The 17,425-nt window shown below is 60.7% G+C and carries 17 protein-coding genes; 7 read left to right on the forward strand and 10 right to left on the reverse strand.

Annotated elements, in window-relative coordinates; all coding sequences use genetic code 11:
* Positions 1 to 57: 57 nt before the first annotated feature.
* Entirely contained in the window at positions 58 to 1,302 is a 1,245-nt protein-coding gene (locus PVW27_RS02910; protein WP_274555032.1) for a sarcosine oxidase subunit beta family protein, read from the reverse strand.
* Positions 1,303 to 1,489: 187 nt separating this feature from the next.
* Here PVW27_RS02910 and ccmI point away from each other — a divergent pair, with 187 nt between their 5' ends.
* From ccmI to PVW27_RS02925, 3 genes are read left to right on the forward strand one after another with little or no spacing between them, the layout of a single operon-like run.
* The gene (ccmI, locus tag PVW27_RS02915) at positions 1,490 to 2,734 is read left to right on the forward strand and encodes a c-type cytochrome biogenesis protein CcmI (protein ID WP_274555033.1); all 1,245 of its coding nucleotides are present in this window, start codon (positions 1,490 to 1,492) and stop codon (positions 2,732 to 2,734) included.
* Positions 2,731 to 3,213, forward strand: coding sequence for a Holliday junction resolvase RuvX (gene ruvX, locus PVW27_RS02920; RefSeq protein WP_274555034.1), 483 nt, complete (start codon positions 2,731 to 2,733; stop codon positions 3,211 to 3,213). The genes ccmI and ruvX overlap by 4 nt, the downstream gene beginning before the upstream one ends.
* Positions 3,206 to 3,439, forward strand: coding sequence for a DUF1289 domain-containing protein (locus PVW27_RS02925; protein WP_274555035.1), 234 nt, complete (start codon positions 3,206 to 3,208; stop codon positions 3,437 to 3,439). The genes ruvX and PVW27_RS02925 overlap by 8 nt, the downstream gene beginning before the upstream one ends.
* Before the next feature lie 25 nt (positions 3,440 to 3,464).
* On the opposite strand, the gene PVW27_RS02930 is transcribed toward PVW27_RS02925, so the two are convergent.
* The 7 genes from PVW27_RS02930 to dctP form a co-directional block, all read right to left on the reverse strand.
* A complete protein-coding gene (locus tag PVW27_RS02930) occupies positions 3,465 to 4,478 on the reverse strand; it encodes a calcium-binding protein (protein ID WP_274555036.1) in 1,014 nt (337 codons plus the stop codon).
* A 182-nt stretch (positions 4,479 to 4,660) separates the two neighbouring features.
* The gene (locus PVW27_RS02935; protein WP_274555037.1) at positions 4,661 to 5,443 is read right to left on the reverse strand and encodes a hypothetical protein; all 783 of its coding nucleotides are present in this window, start codon (positions 5,441 to 5,443) and stop codon (positions 4,661 to 4,663) included.
* Complete coding sequence (locus tag PVW27_RS02940; RefSeq protein WP_274555038.1) at positions 5,444 to 6,268, reverse strand: sulfite exporter TauE/SafE family protein; 825 nt, start codon at positions 6,266 to 6,268, stop codon at positions 5,444 to 5,446. It abuts the gene before it with no gap.
* Between the two features lie 91 nt (positions 6,269 to 6,359).
* The gene (gene dusA, locus PVW27_RS02945) at positions 6,360 to 7,358 is read right to left on the reverse strand and encodes a tRNA dihydrouridine(20/20a) synthase DusA (RefSeq protein WP_274555039.1); all 999 of its coding nucleotides are present in this window, start codon (positions 7,356 to 7,358) and stop codon (positions 6,360 to 6,362) included.
* Positions 7,359 to 8,088: 730 nt separating this feature from the next.
* Positions 8,089 to 9,432, reverse strand: coding sequence for a TRAP transporter large permease (locus PVW27_RS02950; RefSeq protein ID WP_274555040.1), 1,344 nt, complete (start codon positions 9,430 to 9,432; stop codon positions 8,089 to 8,091).
* Between the two features lie 3 nt (positions 9,433 to 9,435).
* Entirely contained in the window at positions 9,436 to 9,978 is a 543-nt protein-coding gene (locus tag PVW27_RS02955) for a TRAP transporter small permease (RefSeq protein ID WP_274555041.1), read from the reverse strand.
* Positions 9,979 to 10,072: 94 nt separating this feature from the next.
* Entirely contained in the window at positions 10,073 to 11,149 is a 1,077-nt protein-coding gene (dctP, locus tag PVW27_RS02960; RefSeq protein WP_274555042.1) for a TRAP transporter substrate-binding protein DctP, read from the reverse strand.
* 163 nt (positions 11,150 to 11,312) lie between these two features.
* Here dctP and PVW27_RS02965 point away from each other — a divergent pair, with 163 nt between their 5' ends.
* The 4 genes from PVW27_RS02965 to PVW27_RS02980 all read left to right on the forward strand — a co-directional run bounded on the left by PVW27_RS02965 (position 11,313) and on the right by PVW27_RS02980 (position 14,919).
* On the forward strand, positions 11,313 to 12,119 hold the full coding sequence (locus PVW27_RS02965) for an IclR family transcriptional regulator (protein WP_274555043.1): 807 nt from the start codon (positions 11,313 to 11,315) through the stop codon (positions 12,117 to 12,119).
* 89 nt (positions 12,120 to 12,208) lie between these two features.
* Positions 12,209 to 13,465 (forward strand): 3-isopropylmalate dehydratase large subunit, encoded by a 1,257-nt coding sequence (locus PVW27_RS02970; protein ID WP_274555044.1) that lies wholly within the window; start codon positions 12,209 to 12,211, stop codon positions 13,463 to 13,465.
* Positions 13,466 to 13,474: 9 nt separating this feature from the next.
* Entirely contained in the window at positions 13,475 to 13,993 is a 519-nt protein-coding gene (locus PVW27_RS02975) for a hypothetical protein (RefSeq protein WP_274555045.1), read from the forward strand.
* Positions 13,990 to 14,919 (forward strand): isocitrate lyase/PEP mutase family protein, encoded by a 930-nt coding sequence (locus PVW27_RS02980; RefSeq protein ID WP_274555046.1) that lies wholly within the window; start codon positions 13,990 to 13,992, stop codon positions 14,917 to 14,919. Before PVW27_RS02975 ends, PVW27_RS02980 begins: the two co-directional genes overlap by 4 nt.
* 174 nt (positions 14,920 to 15,093) lie before the next feature.
* On the opposite strand, the gene PVW27_RS02985 is transcribed toward PVW27_RS02980, so the two are convergent.
* Together PVW27_RS02985 and PVW27_RS02990 are read right to left on the reverse strand one after the other, a co-directional pair.
* Positions 15,094 to 15,921 carry an MBL fold metallo-hydrolase gene (locus PVW27_RS02985; protein ID WP_274555047.1) on the reverse strand — a complete coding sequence of 276 codons (828 nt, stop codon included), beginning with the start codon at positions 15,919 to 15,921 and terminating at the stop codon, positions 15,094 to 15,096.
* Positions 15,922 to 16,127: 206 nt separating this feature from the next.
* Positions 16,128 to 17,420: a Rieske 2Fe-2S domain-containing protein gene (locus PVW27_RS02990; RefSeq protein WP_274555048.1), complete on the reverse strand. Its 1,293-nt coding sequence runs from the start codon at positions 17,418 to 17,420 to the stop codon at positions 16,128 to 16,130.
* Positions 17,421 to 17,425 lie beyond the last annotated feature (5 nt).

Here is a 17,425-nt window from a genome sequence, read left to right on the forward strand (position 1 = left end):
TGCCTCCGGTCATCGTATCGGCGAAGATTGTGCAATCAGTCTGGATCAGGGCGGCCATCAATGCGCCACCCCTGCTGCCACGGACTCGTCGATGAACTTGCCTTCGCGGAAGCGGAACATCGAGAATTCCTGCGTCAGCGGCGAATGGCCCTTGGCCATCAGCTCGGCCATGGCCCAGCCTGATCCGGGGATCGCCTTGAACCCGCCGGTCCCCCAACCGCAGTTGACGAAAACGCCCTCCACCGGCGTTCTCGACAGGATGGGCGAGCGGTCGCCGGTCATATCCACGATGCCGCCCCATTGCCGCAGCATCTTGAGGCGGGAAATCATCGGGAAGGTTTCGATCAGGGCGCGGACCGTTTCCTCGATATGGTGGAAACTGCCGCGCTGGGTGTAGTTGTTGTAGCCGTCGGTGCCGCCGCCGATCACCATCTCGCCCTTGTCGGACTGGCTCATATAGCCATGCACGGTATTGGCCATCACAACCACATCCATGCAGGGCTTGATCGGCTCGGACACCAGTGCCTGCAGCGCGAGTGATTCAATCGGCAGACGGAAGCCCGCCATATCCGCCAGAACGGAAGAATTGCCTGCCACGACGATGCCCAGCTTGTCGCAATCAATCGACCCGCGACTGGTATCGACGCCAACGACCCGGCCCCCCTCGCGGCGCACGGCTGTCACCTCGCATTGCTGGATCACGTCCATGCCCATGTCGGAACAGGCCCGCGCATAGCCCCAGGCCACCGCATCATGCCGCGCCGTGCCGCCGCGCGCCTGCCAGAGTGCGCCCAGAACAGGATAGCGTGGCCCGTCCAGATTGATGATCGGCACCAGTTCCTTGACCTTCGCCGGGCTGATGAACTCGGTTTTCACGCCTTGCAGCGCATTGGCATGGGCGGTGCGCTGATAGCCCCGCACCTCATGCTGGGTCTGCGCCAGCATCATCACGCCACGCGGGCTGAACATCACGTTGTAGTTCAGGTCCTGCGACATCGTCTCATACAGGCTGCGCGCCTTTTCATAGATCGCGGCGGACGGGTCTTGCAGATAGTTCGAGCGGATGATCGTCGTATTCCGCCCGGTGTTGCCGCCCCCCAGCCAGCCTTTTTCAAGGATGGCGACATTGGTGATCCCGTAATTCTTGCCAAGATAGTAAGCCGTGGCCAGCCCATGCCCGCCAGCGCCCACAATGATCACATCATATTTCTTCTTGGGCGCGGCATCGCGCCATGCACGGGTCCAGCCTGTATGCTGGCGCATGGCCTCGCGGGCGATGGCAAAGACGGAATAGCGTTTCATCGGCGCACTGATCCTTCGAATCCGGTTCGGCTTGTCCTGCGGTGATATCTGGACCCGACGCCGGTTTCACCCCCGTTTGAGAACGTCACAATGGCGCATGGTTGCGACATGGTGGACCTATGCGACAGTTTGCTCTTTTTTCAGGGCAGTCGCACCTATACATGAAAGCCAGCACCAAGGAGGACGTATGAGTTTCTGGCTTATCATTTCGGCACTGGCTTTCGCCATCGCAGCATTGCTTGCCTTGGCCATCCTGCGCGGACGCACAGGGGACGAACCACCCGCCGCCTATGACCTGCGCGTCTATCGCGATCAGTTGAAAGAGGTGGAGCGCGATCTGGCGCGCGGCGTGATCGGCCCCGACGATGCCGAGCGTATCCGGGCCGAAGTGTCGCGCCGCATCCTTGCCGCCGATGCCCAGTTGCAAAAAGGGTTGCAAGAGGGTGCCCAACCCAAATCGCTGGCCATGACGGCGGCCGCCCTGTCGCTGCTGGTGATGATGGGCGGGTCGATCTTGGTCTACATGCAGCTTGGTGCGCCCGGCTACCCCGACATGAGCCTTGCCAGCCGTATCGATGCGGCGCAGGACGCGCGGGAGAACCGCATCAGCCAGGCCGAGGCGGAAGCCAAGGTTCCGGCGGGTGCGACCGTGCAGGCCCCCTCGCCCGATTTCATCCGCCTGATGGAGCAGTTGCGCGCTGCCGTGGCCGAACGTCCCCGCGATCTGCAAGGCGCTGTCCTGCTGGCGCGGAACGAGGCGGCTCTGGGCAATTTCGCCGCCGCCCACAAGGCACAGGCCCGCGTCTTGTCGATCAAGGGGGACCAGGCCACAGCCGAGGATTATGTCGATTACGCCGACATGATGATCCTGGCCGCGGGCGGCTATGTCTCGCCCGAAGCCGAGGCGGCGCTGCGTGCGGCCCTTACCCGTGATCCGCAGAACGGCCCCGCGCGCTATTATGTCGGGCTGCTGCAGGCCCAGACCGGGCGTCCCGACGTGGCCTTTCGGACATGGGAAGCGGCCTTGCAGGATGGCCCTGCCGATGCGCCCTATGTTCTGGCGATCCGCGCACAGATCGAGGATATGGCCTTCCGCGCCGGTGTGCGCAATTTCACACTGCCGCCCGAAGGCGACGCCCCTGCTGTGGCAGAGCGCGGCCCGTCGGCCGAGGATATCCAGAACGCCGAAGGCATGAGCGCCGAGGAACGGATGGAGATGATCCGCACCATGGTGCAGAGCCTGTCCGACCGTCTGGCGCTGGAAGGTGGCAACGCCAGCGAATGGGCCCGTCTGATAGGTGCGTTGGGTGTGCTGGGCGACGAGCGTCAGGCACGTCTGATATGGGAGGAGTCGCAGAGCATCTTCTGGGACAGCCCAGAAGGTCTGGCCGAGGTGAATGAGGCCGCACGTCGCGCAGGGCTGACCGAATGATCTGCGAAACGATCGAGGAATTCGCCGCCGCCCTGCCCGCGCATCGTGCGCTTGCGGGTCTGGATTTTGGCGAAAAGACGATCGGAATTGCCGTGTCGGACCGGATGCTGTCGGTGGCCACGCCGCTGGAAACGATCCGGCGCGACAAGTTCACAACCGATGCTGCACGGTTGCTTGCCGTTCTGACGGAGCGCGAGATCGGCGGGATCATTCTTGGTCTGCCGCGCAATATGGACGGGTCCGAAGGGCCGCGCTGCCAGAAAACGCGCGCCTTTGCCCGCAACCTGTCCCGTCTGACCGACCTGCCCATCGGCTATTGGGATGAACGCCTGTCCACCGTCGCGGCCGAACGCGCGCTTCTGGAGGCGGATACGTCGCGAAAACGTCGCGCCGAGGTGATCGACCACGTGGCCGCGTCCTATATCCTGCAAGGGGCGCTGGACCGGCTGGCGCATTTGAAGGTGCAAGTCAATGGATGATGTCTGGAAACGCGACGAGATCGAGAGCCCCTGCATCAAGATCTGCGTGATCCATCCGGCAGAGCGTCTCTGCACCGGCTGCCTGCGCAGCATTGACGAGATCACGGCTTGGTCACGCATGTCCCCCGCCGCCCGCCGCGCGGTGATGGAGGATCTGCCCGCCCGCGCCCCGCGCCTGAAACAGCGCCGCGGCGGACGCGCGGCACGTCTGGCGCAGGAATCGTAGCGCGCCGCCCGCACATCCGTTCCGCTTAGCTTGCGACAACAAACTGCGAGAAGACGACCGACACCATTGAAGCGGTCAATGTCGACGCGGCACCAGTCACACGGGCATAGGTTTGCCCATCCATTTGCACCAGAGCGTCGGGTCCATCGGGCAGGATAGAAACGGTGGCCGAACCGGCATAGTTCTCGGGCACAACGATCACGATCTCCTCGCCCGTCGGTTCGAAGTCCGCGATCACCCCGGTATCCGTCGCTCCGGTCATCCAAGGACCGACGACAAAACGGTCCTCATCTGCGCCGCCAAAGGCCGTATCGCCGCGACCAAGGATCAGCAAATCCTCGCCATCGCCGCCATTGAGCGTGTCGGGATCGACCGCGTCAGAGGTGCTGAACACACGATCCGGGTTGGTTCCAAGCGAGGCACCATCCGATTGCGTATAGCCGACCAGCACATCTCCGCCCGCACCACCAAACAGGCTATCCTGCCCCAGACCGCCTTCCAGCAGATCATCGTCCTGCCCGCCCTCCAAGAAGTCATTTCCAGCACCGCCAAACAAGGCATCCTCGCCCGGACCACCGTTCAGAACATCGTCGCCTTCGCCTCCGCGCATCAGGTCGTCACCCATTCCTCCGCGCAAAGTGTCATTGCCATCGCCACCGTTGAGCGTGTCATTGCCAAGGCTGCCATCCAGCAAATCATTGCCCAAGCCACCCAGCAGCCTGTCCGCGCCATTCTCGCCGAACAGTCTGTCATCGCCTGCGCCGCCTTCCAACTGATCATTGCCGCCGCGCCCGTACAGCAAGTCATCGCCTGCGCCACCTTGCAAGGTGTCGTTGCCAAGATTGCCGATCATCGTATCATTGCCGACGCGCCCGTTCAGCACATCATCGCCGGTCCCACCCTCCAGCCTGATGCCGGGCTGACTTGTCTCTGAGGGGGTTTCTCCTTCGGCAGCCTTTTCGTCATCGTCATCGTCAAACAACGAGGACAAGACCGAGCCTGCCGTAATCAAGCCCATGACGAGCAAAAGTTCAACCATGGCACCACCCAAACTTTGAAACCACACACCAGCATCAGCTTAATTGGACCGGCGGACAAGGCAAGTGCGGTCGAATACCACGCCTTCGATCAGGCATGAATCCTGAACACTTCACTAAATTTAGGCACACTGTTTCTGAATATTGAACAGTTTGCATCATGTCCATCCGGCTGTGCCGCCAGTCACTCGGTCATCAGGGACTGTGCCGCACCCCCGGGCAGAATCGGCCGGAAATAAGCGATCATGCGACCATCTGCCGGGGCTTGAACGCCTTGCATCCAAGGGGCCACGCCATGCAAGGCAAGACGGTGCAGCAGATAGGCCTGCCCCGGTGCGGCGGATAGTTCGACCCGCTCGCAGGTCGCAAAAACCTCGGCCCGCGCCGCCGTATAGGCATCTGTCAGATCCAGATCCCCCCAGGTCTCGGGCGGATGTCCGTCGCAGGCGCGCAGCAACGCATGGCGCAGGATGTGATGGCTACCCCGCCAGATCACAAGCGGGCTTGCACCGGCATCACATTCCGTCAACGGGAGTCCCATGATCCAGGCATGCGGCTCTCGAAAGAACCGCCGCCGCATTGGCCCCTCGGGCAACATCCCGTCCAGATGGGCCCCGTCTCGTCGCTGGCGATAGCGAAAGGCCGCCTCGCTTTCGTCGTCGCGCGGGCGGGGATAGCCCGGCCAGATGACAGAGACTTGTGCACGGTGCAACGGCAACGGCCCGAACAGCGCGTCGGCGGTCTCGCGGACCGCACCGCGTAGAGGAACGCCGCCCACTGTGCCCTTGGGGTCGTTGTCCAGCGCATCGACGCCTACGAACCATGTGCCTTCGCAGACCAGCCCCTTGGCGCGCTGATCGGGGTCCGCCACGGCGGCACGGGCGCGCGGCAAGGCTGCCGCGATCCACTCCAGAAGCGCAGGCTCGGTGGGAAAGGTGACCCATCCATCCTGCGCGAGATCAGCCATTTACCAGCCCAGTGCCTTGCGCAGCATGTTCAGCGCAACCAACGTCAGAAAGACCGCAAAGACCCGCTTCAACGGCTTGGGGTCCATCGCATGGGCCAGCTTCACGCCCAAGGGGGCAGTGATCAGGGTCATCGCAATGGTAATGAAGAAGGCCACGAAATTCACGGCACCAATAGTAAATGGTGGCCGTGTCGCGGGATCGACCTGAAAGAGCAGGAAGCCGATCACAGACGGCACGGCGATGATCACGCCGAAGCCTGCCGCCGTGGCGACAGCCCGGTGAATGGGCACACCATAAAGCGTCATCACCGGCACGCCGAAACTTCCACCACCGATGCCCATCAGCACCGACAGAAAGCCCAGAGCTGGCGACAGGGTGATGCGGCGCAGACCCTTCGGCATGTCATCGCCCAGCCGCCAATGTGCCTGCGAGGTCGCCATATAGACCCCGATCACAAGCGCCAGTATCCCGAATACGGCTTGCAGCGTGACCGAGCGCAGCGAGGCTGCGACCATCACCCCCAGAACTGCGCCCACGACGATGCCCGGGGCCCAGCCGCGCAGGATCTCCCAATCGACGGCACCTTTCTTGTTGTGGCTGAGCACAGACCGGGTCGAGGTCACGATAATCGTGGCCAAGGATGTCGCAAGACAGATCTGCATCAGTTGCGGGCTGTCATATCCCAGCGTCTGAAAGGCATAGAAGAAGGCAGGGACGAGGATGATCCCGCCGCCCACGCCCAAAAGCCCTGCCAGCACACCGGCGAATGCGCCGATCGCCATCAGAAGAACCAGCATCTGCAACAGCAAGGTCATGTCGGGCACGGTCGCGTCTCCTCGTTGGGAATTGCGGCCAGATAGACAGCTTTTTGCCAGCAGGGACAATGGCAAAAAAACCGTCCAAAGAGCGCCTGTCTCAGGCCACCACCTGCGCTCGCGCCTCCAGCACTGCATCCAGCGCGTGGCGCACAAGACCGAAATCCGCACCCTCGCGGGAGGCTCCCTCGGACAGGATACGCCGCCACTGCCGCGCGCCGGGTGTGCCCGCAAACAGGCCCAGCATGTGCCGTGTGACCTGATGCAGTCGGCCGCCCTGTGCCAGATGTTCCGTGATGTAATCCTGCATGCGGCCCACCACATCCACGGGGTCACTGTCCGCGCCCTGCCCCCAGATCAGCCGATCTGCCTGGCACAGGATATCGGCGGGCTGGTGATAGGCGGCGCGGCCAACCATCACCCCGTCCAGCCCCGCATCCAGAAAATGCCGCGCCTGTTCCAGATCGGTGATCCCGCCATTGATCGACAGATGCAATCCGCCGAACATACCCTTCATCCGCAGCACCAGATCATGATCCAACGGTGGGATCTCGCGGTTCTCCTTGGGGCTGAGCCCCTGCAACCACGCCTTGCGCGCGTGGATGATGAAGCGTCCGCAGCCAGCCGCCCCCACGCGGGACAGGAATTCGGGCAGCACCTCCTCGGGGTTCTGCTCATCCACGCCGATGCGGCATTTCACGGTCACCTCGACATCCACCGCCGCGCGCATCGCCGCCACGCATTCTGCCACCAGTGCCGGCTGTTTCATCAGCACAGCGCCAAACGTGCCCGATTGCACACGGTCCGAGGGGCAACCCACGTTCAGGTTGATCTCGTCATAACCGGCGGCCACCCCCAGCCGTGCCGCCTGCGCCAACTCTTCGGGGTCCGAGCCGCCCAGTTGCAAGGCGACAGGATGTTCTGCCGGATGGTGATCCAGCAAATGCAGTGCCCCGCCACGCACAAGCGCGGGAGATGTAACCATCTCGGTGTAAAGCAAGGCATTGCGCGACAGCAGGCGATGCAGATAACGGCAATGCCGGTCCGTCCAGTCCATCATGGGCGCCACGGATAGTCTGGCGTGTTGGCTTAAATTCATCTTTCGTTTCTTCCATCCGCTGATCGGGGTCGCCCATTTTCGCGGGACATCCTGATCGCCTTGACTTTCCCTTTCGACAACCACGCACGACATGTTCTTTGCCGCAGCATGGAGTCTGGCATCACATGTGCCTTCTGCATCTACCGGTTTTGGACCGGACCAAGCGCGGCATGGGCGCGCGTCTTTTTCGGCCGCCAACATCCCCCAGACAGTTCCCGTCGCCCCCCGGCGCATGTCCTGAGACCTGGTTGAGCCCCTATAGCCGAATTCCGCACCGCAGGGAAACCACCCCGTCGCGATCGCGGCACACATGTGCGTCCTGGGCCATCTGACATTCTGACGACGACAGGTTGCACCTTTTCAAAAGCGCTGCAGCCTATGGCAAGGATCGGATCTGCCATTGGCAGAGGGCGCCGCACCGCACCAACTCGGCCGAAAAGAACAGGGGCGCATCGCATCTCACGGCCGCAGGCAACCGGCCTTATCCCGAAAACCCCGAAACGAGCCGCCAGCAGCCCGAGTCCGTTGCCCGCAAACCGCTTCTCTCCAAGCTTGACAAGGACGCAACCGATCTTATCGGTTGCATGGCTTTGAAGCGCGAACATCCTGCCCTGCACACGGTTTGCCAGTCTGGACAGCACGAAGGCCAAAAGGCAAGCGGCCGATCAGGCTCACATTCAGGGACAAATCGCGCCTGACAAATGTGAAGCCACCGGCACCCACTGACCGATTACAGAAGAGAACTCGGCAGCCACAATGACAGGGCAGGTATTCCCACGATCAGACCAAGGACCACGACCTCGGCGATCAGGAAGACACCGATACCGACGAATATTGTTTCAAGGCGCACCTTGTCGCGCAGGATTGACTTGATCACGAAGACATTGAGTCCGATTGGCGGGGTCACCAACCCGATTTCAAGCAACTTGATCACAACCACACCGAACCAGATCAACGACAAGCCATAGCTGTCGACGATGGGGATGGTGAGCGGCAAGGTCAGAAGGATAATGCCGATCGGGTCCAGAAACATGCCCAACACGAGGTAGAGCAAGACAATCAGACTGAGGACGACAAACATCGAGACATCCGCCGTCGCGATCCAACTGCCGATTGCCCCTGACAGCCCCGTCAGCGAGATGAAGCTGACATAGACCTTGCCTGCCATGGCAATGGCGAAAATCATCGAGGACTGATAGACGCTTTCCCGCAGCGCCGCACCAATGCGCGCGAAGGTCAGGCGGCGCAGCGCCAAGCCCAGCACAAGTGCCGCAATGGCTCCCACGCCTGCGGCCTCGGACGGTGTGAAGAACCCGGCATAGATGCCACCGATCACGACCGCAAAAAGCAGGACAATCGACCAGCATTGCCCCAGGCTTTGCCAGCGGTCGCGCGACGAGATGTCCTCACTTGGCCGGGGGGCGTCAGCGGGGCGGAAACGCGCCCAGAGGTAGATCACCACCAGATATGCAAACAGGGACAGCAGGCCCGGAATGATCGCCGCCATGAACAGGCGCGCGATCGACTGTTCGGCAAAGACGCCGTACAGAATGAAAAGGATGGAAGGCGGGATAAGTGAACCGAGTGTCCCTCCAATCGCAACGGAGCCTGTCGCGAGCGATTTAGAGTATCCGAACTTCAGCATTTCAGGGATCGCGATGCGCCCCATCGCTGCGGCACAGGCCACCGACGACCCCGTGATTGCCGAAAACCCGCCACAGCCAACGATCGAAGCCATGGCCACCCCGCCGGGAAGCCTTGCCAGCCACAAGCGGGCGGCTCGGTAAATGTCAGTGGTGAAGCCCGCCTCATAGGACAGATGCCCCATCAGGACAAACAGTGGCACCGTGGCAAGGCTGTAACTCTTGAGAAAGTCATATGGACCATTGGCAATCAGCGAAAGGGTCGGCCGCCAGGCGAATTGCGGCATGAAATCCGCACCGGGACGCCATGCGAAGATGATGAAGATGCCGATCGAGGCCGAAATGCCCAAGGCAGCCGCGATCGGAACGCGTATGGCCAGCAGGAACAGTGTGACACAAAGCGCCGTCAAACCAACAAGAAGCGGATCCAAAGCTCAAACCTCCTCGTGCGGGACGTTCGACGCCGCATCTTCAAGTCCCGTCACCGCAGTTCGGATCCCTTCCATCATGCTCAACAGCAGTCTCAGGCTGAAGAGGATGATTGCCGCGCCAAAAACCGCTTTCATCGGCCATGTGGGGATTTGCAGGACGCCGTCATAGTAAGCGCCGCGCGCGATTTCTTCGGGCATGCGCCGCACGACGATATAGCCGATCCCGCCAAAGAACACTCCCATGGCCAGTGCACCCAAGGCGCGCAACACTCCGCGGGCCCTGAGCCCCATCCAGTCCGTTGTCACAGTCACCGTGATATGCCCCCGGTGACGCTCAACATAGGCCAAGGGCAAAACGATGACGGCCACGTTCAGCAGACCGACCATCAACAGTTCGTCGGGAATGGGTTTCAGAAAAACCGTCTTGCCAATGATCGAGGCAACGATGATGAGCCCCATCACCAGCAGGACACCGCTTGCAAGAACGATGGCAGCGTCCTCCAGAAACGTCTGGACACGACGAAAATCACGGTGAAAGTCGGGCATCGGCGGCACGTCCCTATCGGATGGTCCAAAGAAGAGTGGCGCATCGCCGGGCGCCTTCAAAAAGGGCTGCCCGGCGATGAGCCGTCACTGTGTATCAGTCCCAGGGATAGCCTTTGGCGTCCAGTTCCGCCTTGTGCTTGTCGGTCAAGGCGATCCACTCGGCAAAAAGCGCCTGCCCTTCAAAGCCCTTGCCGTCAGCCTTGGTGACCCAGTTCGCCGCATCTTCTAGAGCGACCTTGACCAAGGCATCCCGCATTTCGGCTGGCGGGTCGATCATGGTGATCTTCTTGCCGTCAACACCTTCTGCCAGCTTGGCCTTGGTGTCGATCCGCGAGCGGGCCATGATCTCGGCCATTTCTACCGTAAAATCACGGCCAAGCTCGTCCATGATCTTTTGTTGTTCGGGTGTCAGGCTCTGATAGGTTTGCAGGTTCATGATGATGCCGAATGCCAGTGTCTGACCCAGATTGAGCTCGCTCATGTAGCTGGCGACCTCATACTGCTTGTAGCCGTCCACCACATAGTAATAGGTTGTCGAACCATCCACCGAGCCGTTCGACAAAGCCTCATAGACTGCCGGTTGTGACATCGAAACAGTCGCCGCACCAAAAGCCTCAAGCGCGGGAACATGCGCGCCGGTGCTGCGGATGGTCAAACCCTTGAGATCCTCAAGACTGGCAACGGGCTTGTCCTTGGTCAGCAGCTGCGTGGGGCCGGTGGTGTAGTTTCCGAAATACTTGACGTTGAACGCCTCGGCCTCTTGCAAGGCGACAGGGTGTGTCGTCATCAACTCATAGGCGGCCATCATGCCGACGTATTCGTCGAAAATCTCGCCGGTATCGACAACTTCATAGACGACAAGCTGTCCGGGCGCGTAGACCGGGACGATGGATCCCATATCGGCAACCCCGTCAGAAATCGCCTGTGCAGCCCCTGCGGCGCCGACCAATGCGCCACCCCAAATGATGTCCAGACCAAGCTCGCCATTGGTGCGGCGGCGCATTTCCTCGTCCAGCCAGACCAACCCGCCCGCCCGCGCGCCTGAGTTCGGACCAAATTCGGCAAAGCGCAATTGCCGCGTTTGCGCCTCGGCGATGGTGGGTGACAAGGCTGTAAGTCCGCCCGACAGCATCATGACGGTCGCGGCCAGCGCAATCTTCAAATGTTTCATTGTTCTCCTCCCTTGCGCCCTCTCCTGCGGGGCCGCAATGAATGTTCGGCAGAAGAGCAAATTAAGTCAACAAGCAAATTTGATTTCACTGTTTGAAATTTATGATCGTATTCAATATTCATAAAGCCCCACAACACCGGACCGCGGAACACGACGAGGACAGATGTCGACGAAACACCAAAAGACCGACCGAGGACAAAATGGCGAGACGCTGGCACGCGTGCGCGCAGTCTCGCGGGCTGTAGCTATCCTGCGATGCTTCACACCCGGTCAGATGTATATGTCGCTGGGTCAAATTGCTTCGGCAACCGACCTCGACGCCGGAACGACACGCAGGTTACTGGTCACCCTGAGGGATGAGGGACTGATCGGACAGGCCGCCGACGGCCGCTATCACCTGACAATGCAGGTATGGCGGCTGGTGTCCGCCGTTCCCGACGGGCGCACGCTGCGCGACCTTGCCATGGACCATATCCGAGAGTTGGCGAACACCACAGGCCATACAGTTCTTTTGTCCATTTTAAGAGGAAATCAAGCGATTTGCCTTGCACGTGAACACGGCAATTCACCTGTCCAGGTGCGCTGGTGGCCGATTGGCGAAGCGATGCCCCTGAACTGCGGGGCGGCGCCGCGCCTGCTTCTCGCCCATATGCCAGAGGATGAATGCAACGCGGTTCTCGAAGGCCCACTTGTCGCTCTGTCGCGCAAAAGCATCACCAATCCTTTTGTGCTGCGCGAGATGCTTGATGATGTCCGGCACAACGGCTGGTCACTTGCGACGGACGACGTTCTTGAGGGCTTGTCGGCATTGGCAGCCCCTATACGCAATCCCAGTGGCGCGGTCGTCGCGGCTGTTTCCCTGGGCGGGCTGACCTCAAGCATCGTGACGGCCAACGGGTCACCAAATCCGGACCTGCTGGCTACGCTCAAGCAGGCTTGCGCGGTGATATCCGATCAGATCCCCTCGTGATTTCATATAGTGAAATTTCCGTTGCCTATTGACATGAAGGCTGACCGGGATACGATTTGAGGCCGTAGGGGAGTGAGCAGGAGGACGCCATGGGCGCAACCATCGCCGAGAAGATCCTGGCGCGATGCGCGGGTCTGGACAGGGTATCGGCTGGCCAGGACATTCGCGCCCGCCCCGACTTCGTGATCGCCTATGACTTCCCGGGATATACCGATGTCATCTTTCGCCAGATGAAGGACGAGTTCGGCATCGACAAGGTCACAGACCCGTCGCGCTTTGCATTATTCATTGATCACATGGTCCCGGCTGTCACGCCTGCCGAAGAAGAGTTGCACCAGATCACGCGCGACTGGGGGGCTGCCCAGAACGTCCCCGTTTTCGAGCGCAAGGGCATCGGTCATCAGGTCGCTGCGGAACTGGGCTATGCGACTCCTGGGGCCTTTGCCGTGCATTTCGACGGGCATATCTCTCAACTGGGCACCTATGGCACCCTCGCCATCGGCCTGCGCCGCCATTTACTTGAAGCCTTCGTCAAGGAACACATCCTGATCACCGTGCCGCATACAGTGCGCGTGAACCTGACAGGCACCCTTCAACCCGGCGTGATGGCGCGGGACGTGTTCCATCATATCGTAAGGGTCCTCGGCCCGTCGTCCTGCCGCTTCAAGGTGCTGGAACTTGGCGGCGAAGTGATTGATGCGCTATCGCTTGAAGGCAGGCAGGCGATCACGTGCCTTGCTATGTTTACCGGAGCGATCACTGCCGTCATCAATCCGGACGAAAAGGCACTCGCCTATGCGGCCCCACGGGCCAGAGCCGATATCGAGCCGGTCTTTTCCGACCCGGACGCAAGCTACGCGGCCGGTTACACGATTGATGTGACCGATCTCGAACCGGTGATCGTTGTGCCCCCCAGCCCGGCGAATACCGAAAACCTCAGTGACCATCTGGGGACAGAGGTTCAGGTCGGATACCTTGGGTCATGTGCCTCGGGCCGGCTTGAGGATTTGCGGATCGCGGCGCAGGTTCTGCGCGGTCGGCAGGTCAAGCCCGGCTTTCAACTCAATGTCGTGCCGACCAGCCAGGAAATCATGCGACAGGCAGCAGCAGAGGGTTTGATCACCGATCTTGTCGCCGCTGGTGCGTTCGTAACTTCCTCATCCTGCGATTACTGCTTTGGCCGTCTTGGCGTCATGAGCGCGGGACAGCGCGCTGTCTCGACCGGAACGCTGAATGTCCGCGGACGCATGGGAAGTCGCGACTCGGAAATCTTCATCGTCAATGCTGCGGCGGTCGCCGCTGCGGCCATTGAAGGCCGCATAGCTGACCCCAGGCGATATCTGTAGGAGAGGTCGATGGCTTTGAAGAACCTGCACGGCCGTGTCGCCTGGATCTTTCCGGAAAAGGACTTCGACGTCGACGACATCGTGGGCGTCGCCAATATCAAGCTGAAAGACCCGGTCAAGCTGGCCGAGGTTGCAATGTCGGACTTCGATCCCGGTTTCGCTGCTCAGGTCCGGCCCGGTGACCTTCTGATCGGGGGTGAGAATTTTGGCTATGGCCATCCGCACTATCCTCCGATGATCGCGATGCGCCAGCTCGGCCTGTCTGGTGTCGTAGCAGAAAGTTTTTCACCCGGCTATTGGCGGGGCGAGATCGCGATGGGCTTTCCGCAAGCCACCTGTCCGGGCGTGCTTGGCATCGTTTCGCGCTGGGACATGGTCGAGGTTGATTGGACCGCCTGTCTATTTCGCAACCTGACAACAGGGCAGAACCTGCCGATCGAGCCCCTGTCACAAGGAGACCGCAAGATGTTGGATAATGGCGGCCTGATTGGCTATCTGCACGCCCGCGATCTGGAGGAGTCCCAATGAGTGATTTGAAAGCTGAGATCTCGGCCCGACTGCGCAGAGGACAGACATTGTGGGCTGCGGGTGCTTACGACGCTTTGTCTGCAAAACTGGCCGAGCGCGCCGGGTTCGAAGCCGTGATGAGCACAGGTTTCGGGGTGTCCGCGTCGCATCTTGGCGCGCCGGATGTCGAACTGTACACCATGACCGAAAATCTGTCTGTCGTTTCCAAGATGGTGGATGCACTATCCGTGCCGTTGATTGCGGATACCGACACCGGTTACGGCAATGCGCTGAACGTCATGCGGACGGTTCGCGCCTTCGAAAAGGCCGGAGTCGTCGGCATGATCTTCGAGGACCAGTTGGCCCCGAAACGCTGTCCCGCTGCCGCTGCGCGGATCGAGATCCTTTCCCCTGAAGAACATGCCGCCAAGATCCGGGCCGCCGTTGACGCACGCCGTGATCCAAACACGATCATCATCGCCCGTACCGATGCCACGACCGAAGATGAGGCGATCTTTCGCGCAAAACTTTATGTCGAGGCCGGGGCAGATCTGATCCAGCCGATCTCAAGATGTTTCTCGGATATTCACGGCTTGCGTCGCTTGCGCGCTGCTGTGGGCGTGCCCTTGTCGCTGCAAATCCTTGGTTGGTTGGAAACGGATCTGTCCCCCGAAGAAATAGAAGAGGTGGCTGGCCTTGCCGTTTTCCCGCTTGTTGCCCTCATGAGCGCGACCGAGGCGGTGCAACGCAACCTTGGTGCCTTGCGCCAGACCTACCAAACGCGGACAATTCCGCAGCCGGTTACAAGCATGACCGACTTCAAAAAGCTGATCGGATTCGAGGCTGCCGAAGCCGCGCAGGATAAATATCTGCTGGGGGATATACCTGCAAGCCCGGCCGAGGCGCGCATCGCGGCCGTCATGGACAAGGTCTTCACCAACGGCTGATCCGTTGCAGACGGGTAAGCGTGGCGTTCCAAGGCGGAAAACCCAACGCTAGGTCGGATGCATTTCAGCCGTTGGACGAGGTGTTTTCCGGATGGTCTGCCCCCCGGACATGGGCACCGCAAGGCATGAAAGGCCGCTCCGTCGGGGCGGCCTTTGCCAGTTTTCCGATACCCTTCAGATATCCAGATAGCGATAGCCAGAGCCATGCCGCACGATCTGGCCGAACTTCGGCATTCTCAGGTGCGAGCCTGTGACCATCAGCTTGTCGGTCGCCAGCATGTCAAGGGCCCGCTCGCGGCTTCTGCGGGCCTGCGCCCCGTCCACATCGAACACGACACCAAGGCTGGGATCGGACAGTTGCACGTCCTGCACATGCACCACATCGGCCATGTGCACCAAAGTTTGCCCGCCGCTTTCAATCCGCAGTCCCGCATGTCCCGGTGTGTGGCCAGGCAGGCCGATGACACTGACACCGGGGATGATCTCTTCGCCATCCCTCACAATCTTCAGCCGATCCTTGTAGGCATTGACCGTGCCCTTGGCCAAGCCTTGCCATCCCAGAACATCCTCAGGCGCGCCCGCGAAATTGGCGTCGTTCACCCAAAAAGCACGCTCTGCTTCCAGCAGCATCAGTTCGGCATTGGGAAAGACAGCCTTACCGTCCGAGGTGATAGCCCCTGCGGTATGGTCGGGGTGCAAATGGGTCATGAACAGATGGGTGATGTCCGCAGGCTTGATCCCCGCTTCAGTCATGGCCTCGCCCAGCTTGCCCGAGGTGGGGCCGAACAATCCGCCGGTGCCGGCATCCACCATCATCACAGTCTCGCCCGACCGGATCACATAGGAGTTGCAATGGGTTTGCACCTCGCTCACGCCCGCGTCCTTCAGCAAACCGTTCACATGTTCGGCCGTGGTGTCAGTGAAAATGCCCGGATCGAAGGTTAGGCGGCTGTCTATCAGCACAGTGATATCCAGCGCGCCGATCTTGGTACCTAATGTCATCGTTACCCTCCCACTCTGTTGACGTTTCGCCCATCCTCTCTGGGCTTTGTTGCCCCTTGTGCGACTGGTGCCCGCAGGGATCGTATGGCTTGGGGTCGTGCCCTGTGTTGCGACCTTCTCGCACAGGGCCAAGGACCCCAATCGTTTCTTTCCTTGGGTGATCGCTCCGCTTCGGGCCTGCCTTCATCATCCTGATGGCAGGCAAGCTATTCAGCGGCGCTTGTCATCCCCTCTTCGCTGTGACCGGAACCAAGAAGGCGCCAATCCACGTCTTTGGGATAGATCCCCTCGCGCGAGGCGATCTGGGCATGAACCGCGCGCGGTTCGTCGGCGCCAATGGCAGGGCCGCCTTCGGCCACCCGTTTGGCGGCGTCCACCATCAGGCGGCGGAATTCGACGATCGCCAGATCCGATGCCCCCAGAATGTCCTTCGAGCGATCAACAATCGCTCCCATGGACACCCACATCACGATATCCTGATTGGGAATACCCTTCACACCCGTGAAGTTGCCCAGTTTCATCGCCTGGCGGTCCTGCAGGAAGTTGTTCGCAGCGTTCCGTCTGGATACCCAGCGATCATCCAGGTCGATGCCCTTCTGCACATGATTGAACTTGCGCCACTCTTCTGTTGACGGGCAGTCCTTCCCACCCCATGCGATAAAGTGGAAATGCGAGGTGGTATCGTCGATAGGCACGATGACGGTCGCAACTTTGTAACTGTTGTTCGGCGGGATCAACGAAGTGAAGGGCGCGATATACTCTGTCACACGCAGATAGTTATGCGTTGCCGCATTCCTGATCGGCTTGCGGATGGCGGCATAGTGAAAGCCATAAGCCGTAGTCTGAGTCTGCATGCGTGGCGACTTGTCAGTCGATGGGCGATACCATGACTTGTCGTCTGCCGCCGCACCTTCCACGCGCGCCGGAACCATGTCGGATGAATGCAGGCTGGACGAGTGGGCGCTGTCGATCTGACCCTCCGTGATCTGCGCCCAATTGGCCGGAATGCGGACTTTCAGGATCGACACCTTCGTATCGGCATGCGGGGCAAAGGCAGGAGGCTGGAAGGGATACATCTCGGCCTCGTCGCCCAGCCATGCCCAGACAAACCCGCCCCACTCCTGCAAAGGATAGGCCTTGTGCTTGACTTTGCCATGCAACGGGCTGCCCTCCGGTTCGGATGACATGGCGACCGCATTGCCTTTGACGTCGAATTTCCAGCCGTGATAGAGGCAGCGCAGCCCGCACTCCTCATTGCGTCCATAGACAAGAGAGGCGCGGCGATGCGGGCATAACTCGTCCAACAGGCCCAGATCACCGTTGCTGTCGCGAAACGCCACATAGCGACGACCAATCGCCTCGACCAGAAGCGGCGTTCCATCGGCCTCGGCCACTTCTTCGACAAGGCAGACCGGCACCCAATGGCGGCGCATCAGCCGGGCCATGGGCGCATCATCCTGCACGCGGCACAGCAGATCATTCTCTTCGGGCAGAAGCATGGTCA

Origin of the sequence: Seohaeicola sp. 4SK31 (assembly GCF_028802875.1) — a bacterium.
Lineage (GTDB): Bacteria > Pseudomonadota > Alphaproteobacteria > Rhodobacterales > Rhodobacteraceae > Seohaeicola.